This is a genomic window from Paenarthrobacter sp. NPDC056912 (genome assembly GCF_042786555.1).
GTDB lineage: Bacteria > Actinomycetota > Actinomycetes > Actinomycetales > Micrococcaceae > Arthrobacter.
In genome coordinates, this window is the sequence record NZ_JBHUCD010000009.1 from 111,232 (window position 1) to 125,303 (window position 14,072).

The window sequence follows — 14,072 nt, forward strand, 5'->3', positions numbered from 1 at the left end:
TTCGCCGTCGTCTGTATCGATCAGTCGATCAGCCCGGCGCCGAATTCTTCAACAGCGATCAGCGGCTTGATGGTCTTTTCGACTTCCCCGCGCACGAAGTTGCGGCGGATCACGTTGTCTCCAAAGACGTTGCCTATTGCACCGAGGACCATGGCTTGGTCGAGCGATAGGTACCGCTTGGCGATGGTGCCGGATTTGACGGCAACCGCGTCGTAGAAGCCGCCGTCGCCGTATGCGCCGAGTTTCCGCTCGATATTCACCAGGTTGTCGTAGGCTTCGCGGGGTTCGTACTCCATGGCCAGGAACGACGCGTGCGGTGTCACCACTCCGTCGCCCCACATCGGCGTGGGGTTGGCCGCCGGGCGGCATTCCCCAAATCCCTTGTCAACGCTGGTCCGTTCGACATCGGACGGGTAACCGTCGCTGCTCATGCCGAGTGCGTCAACGCCCCACTCGGAGTAGCCGCCGTTCGGGTGGCTGGCCGGTGAGAATCCCCAGTACCCGTACTTTGCGTCCTCCAGGCCGAACTCGCGCTGAGCTCGGACGGTGAGTGGGTGGTTAATGCCCCAGGCTTTCGGCGCCCAACTGGCCTCCGGGACGAACAGATCCGGCATCAGTGACTCGAACATATCCCCGCCCCAGCTCGGAACGATCCGCATGCCACGGTACGTGTAGGCACCCTCAAACACATCGATCCCTTGGTAGGTCCGGTGTTTGCCGACAGGTTGCTGCTCTTGCCAGGACCAGTCACAGGTGTCCGGGAATACCCGCATGGTGGCGAAGTAGTGGGCCGCAGGAATCTGACCCAAAGCAATACCGATGTACGTGGCGATCCGAGGTTCAGAATTGGTGACGTCGTAGTGGTTGAGTGTGTAGTAGACGTCTGGTCCCTTGCCGAGGTAGTTGCCTTGAACCGTACCGACAGTTGGTTTGACGTCGTAGAAGCCCCCGCGCAGGAGGCCCGCGGCAACGCCTGGCCGGGCGTCCTTGTTGTAAAAGATGCCGAAGTCCATCCTTTTGAGGATGCTGTTCGCCAAGGCAGCGACCTTCGGCTCGGCATTGCGGACTACCATGAGCGCGGCCGCGAACCAGCCGTTGTCCACGCTGGAGAGGAACGGCTGGACCACATTGCCGTTCTCGGGCCAGATGGTGATGACCTCTCCGGTGGCCTCGTCGTACCAGTTGTAGAGCATGCCGCTGGGCTCGTGGTGCTTCAGGCGTGACAACGTGGTGAGAGTCTGGGTCAGCCGGTCCCGGCATTCCTTTGCACTAATGAGGTGGAGCTCCCGGGCCACCACAGTGCTCCACAGGTAGCCGCCGATGTTGGTGGGGGACGTAAATCCGCTGCGCTTGGGTTGGGTGATGGAATCGCCGATGTAGTCGGCCGGCAAACCCGTTCGCGGATCCGTCATTGCTACCAAAGATTTCCAGGTGTCCTCCGCCCACCGGTTGATGACTTTGTGGTCGATCCCGCCCTTGTTGCGCGCCTTGGACGAGTCGCTCGACGCCGGAACTGCTGTTGCGGTGGCGAAGCCGGGGTGCGCCGTGGCGGCCGTGAGTCCGGTGGCGGCAACTGCCGCGACGCCGGCCAAGAGCTGGCGACGCGTGGCAACGGAGATTCCAGGTGTTTGCGCGAGGTGCTGGTTCATGCGCGATCCTTACTCTGTGGTGGGAGAAGCTTCGGTCTTTTTTCCGGGGTTCGGTGCCTTGGGCGGGTTCAGGCCGTGCCCAAAGGGGAACAGGGGGTTGGCGGTGTCGCTTGCGACATCCGATCGTGAGGCGTGGACGGCGTCCATCGACCGTGGGATTTCGAACGGAAGACGGCCGTGGGGTTCGATGCGTCCGAACAGGGCATCGAGAAGAGCGCGGTCTGAGACTCCAAACGTCCCTACCAGGGCCGAGGCGAAACCGGCCAGGGGAGTGAGGATGGCGGGCCGGTCCAGCCGTACGTCGATGATCAGTGGAGTTCGTTGTGCCAGTGCCCGTAACCGGGAGACCAGTCCGGGTGGGAAGTCCAGGCTCCCGGCGTGAAAGTGCCTTTCGAGGAACAGGTCATCGCGGTGTTCCCAAGGGGAGTGCAATCGAACGACAGCAATGTCCGCGTCATCCGGATTCCGGACAGCGGTTCCGAAGCCAGTGAGGCTAGCGGCGTCCATCCCTTCCACATAGATGGACGGCGAGCCAGCCAGCGGCAGGCTGGTCCCGCCGTCGTCAGTGGCGTTTGTCAGCACCGTCACGGACCGCGCCTGTGCGCTGTGACCTTCGCGTCGGAATTCTGCATTCCCGACGATTTCGGCTGCTGCATCCTCGTCCACGAAGGGGTTGTCGAACAGGCCCAGCTGGAATTTGACCAAGAGAAGGCGGCGCACGGATTCGTCGATGCGATCCTCGCTGATCGAGCCGTCCCGTATGAGGCCGATGAGCAACTCCGTGCACTCCTCGCCACCGAACTGGTCAACACCGGCGTCGAGGATTTTCAGCATTCGCTCCGGTGCACTGAGATGTTCGACACCCCAGGCCCGGGCCGGCAACACTTGCTCGCCCACGAGGTTGTCGTTGACGAGTTCCCAGTCGCTGAGCACAACACCGTCGAAGCCGAGCTTGTCCCTGAGCAGGCCGGTGATGATTTGCTTGTTGTAGCCGAAGCCCACCTCCTCCACGGCTTCACCGTCGAGTTCAATGCCAACGGGCATCCCGTAATAGGGCATGATGGCACTGGTCTTCTCGGCGATGGCCGTCCGGAACGGGGCCAGATGCTCGTCGAATCTACCGCCCGGATAGACCTGTTCACGCCCGTACGGGAAATGGGCGTCCTCGCCGTCGCGCTGGGGACCCCCGCCCGGGAAATGTTTGGTGGTGCAGGCAACGCTGCCGGGCCCCAGGTTTTTACCTTGGAAGCCCTGCAGATACTCCACCACGTACTTGGCGCTGAGCTCCGAGTCCTGGCCGAAAGTCCCAGCCTGCCGGCACCACCGCGGCTCGGTGGCCAAGTCGACTGTGGGGTGCAAGGCCGCCCTGATTCCCACGGCAGTGTATTCATGGCGGGCGATCTCGGCGAAGCGTCTGATCAGTTCGGCGCTCCCGACGGCCGCGAGCCCAAGGGGTTCGGGCCACTGGGAAAAGTGGGCTGCAGTGAACGAGACACCGGAATTCTCAATGAACGCGTGCCGCGGGTCGGTGGAGATGGTCACGGGGATCCCATGAGGAGTCTCCTGGGCGAGTTTCTGCAGGGCGTTGCTCCAGCGGGCCGCCTCGCGGGCAGTGCCCAGGCCATGGATGTTGAAGTGGTTCATGAACTTGCCAAGAATCACGGTGCTGGTGGGTGATTTGCTGATGTTGCCTGGCTTCTCCAGCAGGGAACCATCCGGACCCGTTTCGATGACCGTGTGGAACATCAGGCCGGCCTTCTCCTCGATGCTGAGCCGTGATGTTAGGTCCGCGGCGCGCTCATGCGGCGTGAGCGCCGGATTTTCGAAGGGATCCATGATCCCGTTGCCGTTGAGATCCCGGTACTGCGTGTCGTCGTCCGATACTGAGATCGCTGGGCCGGGGCTGGTGTGGGTTTGTGACGTCATGGGTACTTTCGAGAGTCAGGTTGTTCGTTTGCGCAGAGTTCTGTGGTTGCGCCGGGGTTGGTTACTTGATGCCGGTGGCCGCGACGCCCTGAATGAAGTAGCGCTGGAGGCCAACGAACAGGAGAAGGATGGGCGTGATGACCAGGACGGATCCTGCGAGGAGTAGTCCGTAGTCGGTGGCGTTTTGACCCGTGGAATAGAGGGACAGGGCCACTGGCAGGGTGTACATGTCCTCGGTCTGCGCGACCACGAGGGGCCAAAGGAAGTTGTTCCAGGAACCGAGGAACGTGAGGATGCCCAGCGTTGCCAGCGGTGGTCCACACAACGGCAGCACGATCCGCAGGAACGTGCGCAGTTCACCCGCGCCGTCGATCCTCGCGGCCTCGATGAGGGAATCCGGAATACCCATGATGAATTGGCGCATCAAGAACACGCCCATGGGTGCGGCCAGAAAGGGAAGGATCAAGGCCGGGTAAGTGCTGACCAGACCAAGCTTGCTCACCATCACGAACAGGGGAACAAACGTCACCACGCCGGGGACCATCAGCATGACCATGACCAGCAGGAACAGGAATCGCTTGCCAGGAAAGTCCATCTTGGCCAGGGCATATCCCACCATGGAGCAGAACAGCAGATTGCCCAGAACGGTGAATACGGCAACCACAACACTGTTGAGGAAGAACGTGCCGATATGGAGTTCGTTGAACCAGACCAGGAAGTTCTCCATGGTGGGTTGCTCCGGCCACCATGTGATGGGCCGCCGGAGGAGCTCACCTTGGGTCTTGAAAGCGCCCAGGAACATCCATGCAAACGGCAGGAGAGTGGCGGCAACTGCAACAATCAGGATGGCGTAGGTCCAGAGGCGGGCCGAAGGCGTTCGCTGCTTGCGTTTCCGGGTCATTTCTTGGATTGTCACTGGTTGCCTCAGTCCTTGGATCGCAGGGCTCGAAATTGGATCAGGCTGAGCAGCGCAATGGCCACAAATAGCACGTAGCTGGCCGCCGAAGCGAGCCCATATTTGCCGAACCCGAACTGGTTGAAGGTGAAGTAGCTGACCGACAACGTGGAGTCCAAAGGCCCTCCCTTGGTCATCACAAAGGGCTCTTCGAAGAACTGGAGGAAGCCCACGGAAAGCAGGACCGTGCCCAGGAGCAGAGTGGGGCGCAGCATCGGCAGAGTGATCCGCATGAAGCGCTGCCAGGCATTGGCGCCGTCCACTGCCGCTGCCTCAAGGATGTCGGCCGGAACATTCTGGAGGCCGGCCAGGAAGATGATCATCAGGGTTCCAAGGTTCCGCCACACTGCGAGCATGATCAGGGCAGGCATGGACCACGCGGTGCTGTTGAGCCAGTCAGGACCGGCGATGCCCGCCCAGCCGAGAATGACGTTGAGCAGGCCGTCGGGCTGCAGGATGAACCGCCAGACGACCGCGACTGCCACGATGCTGGTGACCACCGGGGTGTAGAAGCCAACGCGGAAGGCGGTGCGGAATCGGGTGATGCCGTTGTTGAGAGCCACCGCCAATGCCAAAGCAAGAACGATTGTCAGAGGTATCCCGGCAACCACGAAATAGGTGGTGTTGAGGACGGAATGCAGGAACTGGGGATTCCTGAAGAGGGCAGCGTACTGATCCAATCCGACGAATCCCACGGCAAACGGGTTATCGATGTCGCGGCTGGTGAAGTCCGTGAAGGACATCAGGAACGAGGAGACCAGTGGTCCCAGCATGAAGACCGAGAAAACAAGGACGAACGGCAACGCGAAGAGCCACGCTACCAAGGCGTTCCGGCGTCGACGTGCGCGTCCTCCACGGACCGGAGGCCTGCCAGCGACCCTGATGCTGGCAGGCCTGACGCTTGTGGTGGTTGCCACTGTTACTTCCCGGTTCCAATCGAATCGGCGGTTTGCTGAAGGGACTTCAGCGCCTCTTCGGGGTCTTTGCCCGCCTTCACTATCTGCTCAATCTCTGTGTCGGCAGCTGCGGCGACCTGAGTCCACGTGGTGACGGACGGCGGGTTGTTGGTGGTTTTCAGCTGTTCCCCGAACACGGAAAGCTTGCTGTCTGCAGCCAGGGAGGGGTCCTTCCATGCGCTCTCCTGGGAAGGGAGGTCACCCGTTGCCTTGTACCACTTGAGCTGGACCTCGGGCTTGGACAGCCACTGAAGAAGCTTCCAAGACGCGTCCCGGTTCTTGGACTTCTTGAACACCACCATGTTGGAGCCTCCGGCGAAGGACGTGGAGCTCTTGGCCTTGGGCATAGGGGCAACCTTGTACTTGTCTGCGAAACCTTCCCCTCCTGCCTTGTTGAGGAGTCCAACGTGCCAGGGACCGCTGATCATCATCGGCGCGGAGCCGTCAACGAATGAAGCCTCGGCCGTGGTTCCGGTGGAGGCCGCCTTTGAGGCAATACCGTCCTTGAAGAAGCCTGAGTAAAACTTCAGCGCCTCGGCGGCTTCAGGGGTATCGAGGGTCCACTTGGTGCCGTCGTCGTTCATGAGCTTGGCTCCGTTGGACCACTGGAACGGGAGGGTGTCCTGGTAGGAGCCGGCCGCACCGACGGGCAGTTGGATGCCGAATTTGGCTCCGGCCTTTTCCTGGAGCCCCTTGGCAAGGGCCTTGAAGTCGTCCCAGGTTTCCGGGGCTTTGGTTATCCCGGCCTTCTCTGCGAGGTCGCTGCGGTAATAGACCACCCGGGTATCGACGTACCACGGCACACCGTAGCTGGTGCCTTCAACTTCCGTTGACTTCACGGAGCTGGGGAAGAACGTGCTGGGGTCGATGTCCTTGGGGGTGGCGTCAAAGGCATCGCTGAAATCGCCCATCCACGTGGTACCCATTTGGGCAACATCAGGAGTTGTCCCGCCCGCGATGGCGGTCTGGTACTTGCTGAGCGCCGCGTCCCACGGAATGGCCGTGACGTTGACCTTTACGCCGGGATTCTCCGCCTCGAATTCCTTCAACAGAGCGGGCAAGGCTTCGCCCTCGCTGCCCTGGGCCCACAGGGTGATGGTGCCAGTAGCCGGTCCCGAAGTGATGGGCGCGGCTGCTGCTTCACCGGCTGGAGCTGCTGAATCCCTGCCGCATGCAGTCAGTAGCAGGGCGGCAGCGAGGCCTACCGCGGCGGCTTTCGTGGCGTTCGGATGGATCATCATCGTTCCTTTCGTGGGTCCCGCACTTCCCTGCCAACACGGCCAGGGCGCGGACGGACGGGGCGGGATTGTCCGTCCCGATTCAACTATCTAAGCGCTTTGATTTGGCAACGGAGTCAATCTAAGCGCATTGAATGTGACTTTGGCAACAGCTACGCAAGGAATGTGGAAAACAGAAAGTCCGGCAGGGTGGTGCCTGCCGGACTTCAAGGAAAGGGGACCGCAGGCCTAGCCCGGCTGGCAGCCACAACTTTCCCGCACGACGAGGCGGACGGGAAGACGCACGGCGGAAGGCGCCTTTTCGGGATGATCCAGCCGGTCAAGGAGCAGTTGCACCATGGTGCGGCCCATCTGTTCCATGGGTTGGCGCACCGTGCTAAGGGATGGTCGGACCACGCGGCCCGCGGCGATGCCATCGAACCCGGTGACGGAGACGTCCTTGGGCACGCTGACTCCGGCGGCCGCGAGAGTATCCAAGACCACCAAGGCGTCCTGGTCTGTGGCGCAAACAATGGCATCCGGCAAGCCGCCATCCTTGCAAACATTGCGGATGACTTCCGCGACGGACTCGTCGCTGCCACATGGATAGTTGGGCTCGCGGGCCGGTTCCAGGCCTGCCTCATGCAGCGTTCCGAGGAATGACTGGAGGCGTTCTTCATTGTCGGAGGAGGGCATGCCGCCGAGAAACATTAACCGGGTGTAGCCGTGCTCCGTGAGGAGATGCTTTGTCATCGCCCGAATGCCGGAAGTATTGTCTACAGTGACGTGGTCCAGCTCCTGGTTCAAGTCGCTTTCCGAGACCTCCACTACGGGGATGCGCCGGGCTATTCGCGCCAGGGCTTCGCTGGGCACTGAGCGGGGAAACACCGCCAGTCCGTCCACGCGGCCGGCAATATCGGACAACACTGCCTCGTTGTTTTCCGGATTGCCGCCACCGACCAAGAGGGCCTGTCCACGGCGCCAACATTCCAACTCGACGCCGCGCTGAACCTCGTCCACATACAGAGGGAACAGGCGAAGATCCTCGTTGCCGAGACCCTCTGCCGAAGCAGGGTTGGAGGCAGAAATGCCTTCTTCTCGACGCCCATTGGCCGGGTCCAGGAGGTAATCGTACGCAAACAGGCCCAAGGCACCTGTCCTGCCCCGCGCCAGGCCCCGGGCGCTGGCGCTGGGTACATAGCCCAGAGCTTCGGCCGCCGCGAGGACCAATTCACGGGTGGATGCCTTGACTTTCTCGGGCTGCCGGAAGGTGAAGGAAACGGTTGCAATCGAGACGCCTGCCCGTTCAGCAACGTGATAAACCGTGGGACCTTTTGCCATGTCATTCTCCTTCCCGGTCGAGTCTATGCGCATAAGGCGGCGTTGGGTGAGAGAGCGTTGGCCGGTGGCGGTTGGGATGGGAGAGAGGGACGGGTGTTTGGGGGGTGGGATGGGAGAGAGCGTTGGGGACTGCGGGCGCCAATAGACTGGAACGGTGACTTCCCAGGACTCTCTGACATCCATCGCCGCCGCCCGGATCGCCGTGACAACACTGCTCGACGGCGGTGTGCGGCACGCGGTGGTGGCGCCAGGTTCGCGGTCGGCGCCCCTGGCCTACGCCTTCGCGGAAGCAGAGGTCGCGGGCCGGGTTCGCCTCCATGTCAGGATCGACGAACGCGATGCCGGCTTCACCGCGCTGGGCTTGGCACTCTCCACCGAGGCACCGGTTGCTGTGGTCACCACATCTGGCACGGCCGTTGGCAATCTCCTGCCGGCAGTCATGGAAGCCAACCATTCCGCCGTCCCGGTGGTGGTTATCTCGGCTGACCGGCCCGAAGAACTTCATGGAACCGGGGCGAACCAAACCACTGTCCAACTGGACCTTTTCGGCGATCACGTGCGCTTCGCCGTCGACGTCGCCGCGGGGGAGAACCCGCAGCGGTCCGTTGCCACAGCCCTATACGCAGCCACCGGCGCCCTGGAAGATACGCCTCCGGGCCCGGTCCAAGTGAACTTGGCGTTCCGCGATCCGCTGGTGCCAGAGGCCGGCGACGCCCTGCCGGACGCCCAAGGACATGGCGTGTTCCACTACGACGCCGGTCCGCAGGCTTTGGACCTTCCGGCAGCATCCAACGAACTGGCTGAGCGACGCACAGTTGTCCTCGCAGGACACGACGCCGGACCCGTGGCTGAGGCCTTTGCACGCGCCCACGGACTGCCGTTGCTCGCCGAACCGTCGTCGAACGCGCGGTACGGTCCCAACGCGGTGGGACCGTACCGGTTGCTGCTGGAGCACTTCGGCCCGGAATCGACAGCCCCGATCGAACGCGTGGTCCTGTTCGGCCGTGCCACGCTTTCCCGTCCGGTTGCCTCGCTCCTGGCACTCGAGTCCGTCGAAACAGCGATCTACCAGCCGGTCCCGGTTGCCTGGTACGAGCCAGGCCGGCGCCGCGAAACACCCATCGAAACCCTTCCCGAGTTGGCGGAGTTCGCCGGCCGGGGAACCGCTGAATGGCTGGACTCCTGGCTCCTCGCGGGAGCTGCCGCCCAACACGGCCTGGACGGAGTGCTGGACACAGAGAGCGTCGCCAACGGCCCGGCAGTAGGGGCCACCGTCTGGGAGCACTCGCGGGGGCAATTGGTCCTGGGGTCCTCCAATGGCATCCGGGACGTTGACCTTGCCGGGCAACCCCACTCCGAGCCCATCGCCACCGTCTATGCCAACCGCGGCCTGGCTGGAATCGACGGAACCATCGCCACGGCCACCGGAATCGCACTGGGCAGCGGACGTGAAACCACGGTCCTTCTGGGCGACGTCACGTTCCTGCACGACGCCGGTGGACTGCTGCTGGGCCATGGTGAACCCGTGCCAGATCTCCGCATCGTGGTCCTCAACGATTCCGGCGGCGCCATTTTCGCGCTTTTGGAACACGGTGCCGTGGAAGACTCAGGCGCCTACGGCACCGCCGTCGAACGCCTCTTTGGTACCCCGCACTCAGTGGACATCGCGGCACTCGCGGCGGCCTACGGCGTCGGGCACCAAGCGGTAAGCACGACGGCGGAACTCGCCGATGCACTCAAGTCGCCGCTGAAGGGGCGCACCATTGTGGAGGTGCGGGTGGACCGGGCGGGCTTACGGGGATTGCATGCCCGGATCAAGGACGCTGTTTCCGGTGCCGTGGGCAAGGTCCTGACGGCGGGCTAGTAGCAGCCCGGCGCCGCACCTGTTTCCGCCATCCGCGCCCGTAATCTCGGGTGCGGATGGCGGAAAAGGGTGCGCTGCCAAGGAACGTCTGGTGCGCGCGGCACCAGTGGGCCAGGTGGCGTCAGGCTTCCTCGACGCCAATGTGCGTCGGATCCAGGACCCGGCGCAGGAATTCCTTGGTGCGTGGCTGTGTGGGGGCACCGATGACGTGCTCCGCAGAACCCTCTTCGACCACTACGCCGGCGTCCATGAAGACCACGCGGTCGGCCACTTCGCGGGCAAAGCCCATTTCGTGCGTGACAACGAGCATGGTCATGCCTTCCTGGGCCAGCTTGCGCATGACGGCCAGGACATCGCCCACGGTCTCGGGGTCCAACGCGGAGGTGGGCTCATCGAACAGCATGAGTTGCGGATCCATGGACAGCGCACGGGCGATGGCCACGCGCTGCTGCTGGCCGCCGGAGAGCTGGTCCGGGAAGCGGTCGGCAAGGTGTCCCAAGCCAACGCGTTCCAGGTTGTGGCGCGCCACCTGGCCTGCCTCTGACTTGGAGCGCTTGAGGACCTTCATCTGCGAGATGGTGCAGTTGTCCAGCACGCTCAGGTGCGGGAACAGGTTGAAGTGCTGGAACACCATTCCAACGCTCTGGCGCATCCGGTTGAGGTCAACGTCGGGGTCTGTTGCCTCGAACTTGCCTACGTTGATGGTCCCGGCGTTCGGCTGCTCGAGCAGGTTCACGCAGCGCAGGAGGGTGGACTTGCCAGAACCCGAGGGCCCGATCAGGCAGACTACCTGGCCTGGTTCCACGGTCAGCGAGATGCCCTTGAGGACCTCGTTGCTGCCGTAGGACTTCCGCAGGTCCTTGATGTTCACGCCCGCGGCGCGGACGGTGCTGTTTACGACGTCGTTCATGACTGTCCTGCCTATCGCTTCGTCCGCGCGGAGCGGCTTTCGAACTTCCGTGCCAGGAGGCTCAAGGGGATGGTGATGACCAGGTAGAACGCGCCGGCCACGAGCAGCGGGGTCAGTCCGGCGCCGAGGCTGGAGATGCCGTCGCGGCCAAACTTGGTGAGCTCGTACTGCGAGGCGGTGAGGCCCAGCACGTAGATCAGCGAGGAGTCCTTGGTGAGCAGGATGATTTCGTTGGTCAGCGGCGGCAGGACGATCTTGAAAGCCTGGGGGATCACGATCGACACCATGGCCCGCCAGTGCGGCATGCCCAGTGAACGGGCGGCTTCCATCTGGCCCTTGGGCACAGCCTGGAGGCCGGCGCGAAGGGTTTCGGCAATGTACGCCGAAGCCACCATTCCGAGGGAAACCATGACCACGATGTTGACGTCCCACTGGACGCCGAAGGCCAGCGGAACGCCGTAGCCGAAAGCGATGAAGACCAAGAGCGCAGGGACGCCGCGGAAGAACTCGATGTAGCCCGTGGCGAGCCAGCGGTACAGCGGGAAGGAGGAGAGCTTCATCAAGGCAAGCAGCAGACCGCCGGACAGGCCCACCACGAAGGCCAGCGCCGTGTAGATGAGGGTGTTCTTGAGGCCCACCAGGAAGATATCCGGGAACATCGGGCCGATCTTGGCGAAGTTGAAGACGCTGTTTCCAACGGTCTTCCAGTCCACGGCAAGGATCACTGCGGCCACGGCCACAACGAAGATTCCGGCCTGGACGTACAGACTGACTTTGGCTCGTTGACGTGCAGTCATTGCCATGGTGTTCTCACATTCATGTTGCGCGGGTGGGGCCCCGTACGAACTGTCCAACTGAACATATCGTTACGGGGCCCCTCCTGCGTGGATCTCGGGAGCCGGGTGCTCGGACTACTTGGCGGCTTCGCCGAACCAGGTGGTCTCGAACTTCTTCAGGGTGCCGTCGTCAGTGATGCGCTTGAGCGTGGCGTTGACAGCATCCGCCATGGCGGTGTTGCCCTTCTTGATGGAGATTCCGAGCTTCTCGCCCGTTGCGTAGTCTTCAACGCGCTTGATGTTGGACTCGTCCTTGATGGCGTAGGCCAGGACGGACTGGTTGCCGATGGCGGCGTCGATGGTGCCGGCCTTCAGGGCCTGGACCAGGAGGCCGGAGTCCTCGAACTGCTGTGCGTCGATGCCCTTGTCCTTGGCGTACTGGGCGCCGGTGGTGGCCTGCTGGACGCCCACCTTCTTGCCCTTGGCGCCGTCAATGTTGCTGATGCCGGACGACGAGGAAGCCACGAGGGTCAGGTCGTCGTCCATGTAGGGGCTGGAGAAGTCCATGACGCTCTTGCGGACGTCCGTGATGGAGATGGAGGAGATGGAGACGTCGCAACCGGTCAGCGCGGTGCCGGTTTCGATGGCTTCGAACGAGCTGTCCACTACGTTGAGCTCGGCCTTGGCGTCCTTGGCCACTTCAGCGGCAATATCCATGTCGAAGCCGACGTTCTTGCCGTCCTTCTGGAATTCGAAGGGCTCGTAGGGAATGTCCGAGCACACCGTGAGCTTGCCGGCGTTGATGAGCTTGAGGCCCGAATCAGACGCTGCCGGGGTGGAGGAGCCACCGCAAGCGGTCAGGGCCAGCGCGCCTGCTGCGAGCACGGCGGCAATCTTGGTGCCGGACATAACCGAACGGGAGATCTGCATGTTTTTTACCTTTTGTTGCAGTGGATGCTGAACTGAGTCGGTTTTAGTGTAGCGCCGAACGTGAGATGTGCATCACAGAAAACTAAGTTTCACTATTGGATAACTAGTTTACTCGTTTTGCAAGGGCGCTTTCCGAGGCACAGTCTGTAATCCCAGATTCAGCGTCGGATGCCCAGGGCCTCAAGCATAGGGCGGAACTTGGCCCAGGTTTCAGCCAGTTCGGCCTCGGGCTGCGAACCCTCAACGATGCCGCAACCCGCATACAACCGCACCGTATTGGCGTCCTCGATCACTGCGCCACGGAGGGCAATGCCCCATTCGCCGTTGCCGGCGGCGTCCAGCCAGCCCACCGGGCCGGCGTACGGTCCGCGATCCAGATGCTCGAGTTTACGAATCAACGCACCGGCCACCAGGGTAGGCGTCCCGCAGACCGCAGCAGTCGGATGAAGCGCATTGATCAAGGCCAGGCAGGTGGGCACGTGGCCTTCGATATCCGCCAACTCAGCCTTCACGTCCGAGGCCAGGTGCCATACATTCGGGAGCTCCAGGATGAACGGCTCGCTGTGGGCGTTCATGGCTTCCGAGAACGGGGCAAGCTGCCGGGTCAGGGAATCGATGGCGATCTCGTGCTCATGGCGTTGCTTCTCGGAACCAGCCAACACGCGTTCTGCGTAGGCCATGGGGGAGCCGTCCACGCCCTCGGCATCCCGGCGGTCCAACGTTCCAGCCAACACACGCGCCTGCGCCGTGCGGCCCTCCACCTGGATCAACATCTCCGGAGTGGCACCTACCAGTCCATCGACGCCGTACGTCCAGCATTCGCGGTACCGTGCGGCGAGCTGGCGAAGTACCTCCGCAGCGTTGACCCCTTCCGGGAGGGTAGCGACGACGTCGCGCGCCAGCACCAGCTTCTCCAGCTTGCCCGCGCGGATCTCCTCAACGCCATCGGCAACGGCCTGCATCCAGTTGGCTTCGTTGAGGGAACCATGGCTGAGGTGACCGGAGGAACCGTCGAGCGACGCATCAGCAGGCGAGAGTCCGACGTCGGACCCTCCTGACGCTGAATCCTCACCGTTCGGCTCGCCACCGGTCAGCCAGCGGTCCACGGTGGCGAGGACGCCCGCCTGGGTGAGGGGGTGGTCGTCGAACGTCAACTGGGTTGCCCAGGCACGGCCGTCACGGATGCCGACCACCAGTTCAGGGAGGATCAGGCGCGAAACGTGCGTGGACGTCTTGGAGAAGGCGAAGGAGCCAAAAGCCACGGGGCCGGTGCCCGGAAGCTCAACGTGGTCCGTGATCTCTGCCTCAAGAATGAGGTGCCGCCACCAAATGTCGGCTTCCAGGAAGCGCTCGGGTCCGGTGGCGTTGAAACGGGTCAGTTCCCCGTAGCCCACCAAGCCGGCTTCGCGTCGGGACCAGCAAAGGACGTCGTCCCGCACCAGAAACGACGGCAGCCCCCCTGCGGATGATCCAACATCGAGGGGGACTGTCAAGGTACGGAGCGTGCTCGTCATGATGGAACTACAGTACTCCCGGGTGCGGGCAGAA

Annotated in this window: 11 protein-coding genes; 1 reads left to right on the top strand and 10 read right to left on the bottom strand. The window is 62.8% G+C overall.

The window, feature by feature from the left end:
• Positions 1-20: 20 nt before the first annotated feature.
• The 6 genes from ACFRJ9_RS11830 to ACFRJ9_RS11855 all read right to left on the bottom strand — a co-directional run bounded on the left by ACFRJ9_RS11830 (position 21) and on the right by ACFRJ9_RS11855 (position 8,044).
• Entirely contained in the window at positions 21-1,649 is a 1,629-nt protein-coding gene (locus ACFRJ9_RS11830; protein WP_377667867.1) for a glucoamylase family protein, read from the bottom strand.
• 9 nt (positions 1,650-1,658) lie between these two features.
• The gene (locus ACFRJ9_RS11835) at positions 1,659-3,575 is read right to left on the bottom strand and encodes a glycoside hydrolase family 3 protein (RefSeq protein WP_377667869.1); all 1,917 of its coding nucleotides are present in this window, start codon (positions 3,573-3,575) and stop codon (positions 1,659-1,661) included.
• Between the two features lie 61 nt (positions 3,576-3,636).
• A complete protein-coding gene (locus ACFRJ9_RS11840; protein ID WP_377668064.1) occupies positions 3,637-4,476 on the bottom strand; it encodes a carbohydrate ABC transporter permease in 840 nt (279 codons plus the stop codon).
• 23 nt (positions 4,477-4,499) lie between these two features.
• Positions 4,500-5,447, bottom strand: a complete 948-nt coding sequence (locus tag ACFRJ9_RS11845) for a carbohydrate ABC transporter permease (RefSeq protein ID WP_377667872.1) — start codon at positions 5,445-5,447, stop codon at positions 4,500-4,502.
• A 2-nt stretch (positions 5,448-5,449) separates the two neighbouring features.
• Positions 5,450-6,724, bottom strand: a complete 1,275-nt coding sequence (locus tag ACFRJ9_RS11850) for a sugar ABC transporter substrate-binding protein (protein ID WP_377667874.1) — start codon at positions 6,722-6,724, stop codon at positions 5,450-5,452.
• 228 nt (positions 6,725-6,952) lie between these two features.
• Positions 6,953-8,044 (bottom strand): LacI family DNA-binding transcriptional regulator, encoded by a 1,092-nt coding sequence (locus tag ACFRJ9_RS11855; protein ID WP_377667876.1) that lies wholly within the window; start codon positions 8,042-8,044, stop codon positions 6,953-6,955.
• A gap of 154 nt (positions 8,045-8,198) precedes the next feature.
• Here ACFRJ9_RS11855 and menD point away from each other — a divergent pair, with 154 nt between their 5' ends.
• A complete protein-coding gene (menD, locus tag ACFRJ9_RS11860; protein ID WP_377667878.1) occupies positions 8,199-9,908 on the top strand; it encodes a 2-succinyl-5-enolpyruvyl-6-hydroxy-3-cyclohexene-1-carboxylic-acid synthase in 1,710 nt (569 codons plus the stop codon).
• A 121-nt stretch (positions 9,909-10,029) separates the two neighbouring features.
• Here the strand turns inward: menD and ACFRJ9_RS11865 are convergent, their stop codons facing one another.
• From ACFRJ9_RS11865 to ACFRJ9_RS11880, 4 genes are all read right to left on the bottom strand, one after another.
• Entirely contained in the window at positions 10,030-10,818 is a 789-nt protein-coding gene (locus tag ACFRJ9_RS11865) for an amino acid ABC transporter ATP-binding protein (RefSeq protein WP_377667880.1), read from the bottom strand.
• Between the two features lie 11 nt (positions 10,819-10,829).
• Positions 10,830-11,621 carry an amino acid ABC transporter permease gene (locus tag ACFRJ9_RS11870; protein ID WP_377667882.1) on the bottom strand — a complete coding sequence of 264 codons (792 nt, stop codon included), beginning with the start codon at positions 11,619-11,621 and terminating at the stop codon, positions 10,830-10,832.
• A 108-nt stretch (positions 11,622-11,729) separates the two neighbouring features.
• The gene (locus ACFRJ9_RS11875; RefSeq protein ID WP_377667885.1) at positions 11,730-12,524 is read right to left on the bottom strand and encodes an ABC transporter substrate-binding protein; all 795 of its coding nucleotides are present in this window, start codon (positions 12,522-12,524) and stop codon (positions 11,730-11,732) included.
• 158 nt (positions 12,525-12,682) lie between these two features.
• Complete coding sequence (locus ACFRJ9_RS11880) at positions 12,683-14,038, bottom strand: isochorismate synthase MenF (protein ID WP_377667887.1); 1,356 nt, start codon at positions 14,036-14,038, stop codon at positions 12,683-12,685.
• Positions 14,039-14,072 lie beyond the last annotated feature (34 nt).

Bases quoted from the DNA above. Each gene is read 5' to 3' on its own strand.
- ACFRJ9_RS11830 (WP_377667867.1), bottom strand. From the start codon at position 1,649: ATGAACCAGCACCTCGCGCAAACACCTGGAATCTCCGTTGCCACGCGT.
- ACFRJ9_RS11835 (WP_377667869.1), bottom strand. From the start codon at position 3,575: ATGACGTCACAAACCCACACCAGCCCCGGCCCAGCGATCTCAGTATCG.
- ACFRJ9_RS11840 (WP_377668064.1), bottom strand. From the start codon at position 4,476: ATGACCCGGAAACGCAAGCAGCGAACGCCTTCGGCCCGCCTCTGGACC.
- ACFRJ9_RS11850 (WP_377667874.1), bottom strand. From the start codon at position 6,724: ATGATCCATCCGAACGCCACGAAAGCCGCCGCGGTAGGCCTCGCTGCC.
- ACFRJ9_RS11855 (WP_377667876.1), bottom strand. From the start codon at position 8,044: ATGGCAAAAGGTCCCACGGTTTATCACGTTGCTGAACGGGCAGGCGTC.
- ACFRJ9_RS11865 (WP_377667880.1), bottom strand. From the start codon at position 10,818: ATGAACGACGTCGTAAACAGCACCGTCCGCGCCGCGGGCGTGAACATC.
- ACFRJ9_RS11870 (WP_377667882.1), bottom strand. From the start codon at position 11,621: ATGGCAATGACTGCACGTCAACGAGCCAAAGTCAGTCTGTACGTCCAG.
- ACFRJ9_RS11875 (WP_377667885.1), bottom strand. From the start codon at position 12,524: ATGCAGATCTCCCGTTCGGTTATGTCCGGCACCAAGATTGCCGCCGTG.
- ACFRJ9_RS11880 (WP_377667887.1), bottom strand. From the start codon at position 14,038: ATGACGAGCACGCTCCGTACCTTGACAGTCCCCCTCGATGTTGGATCA.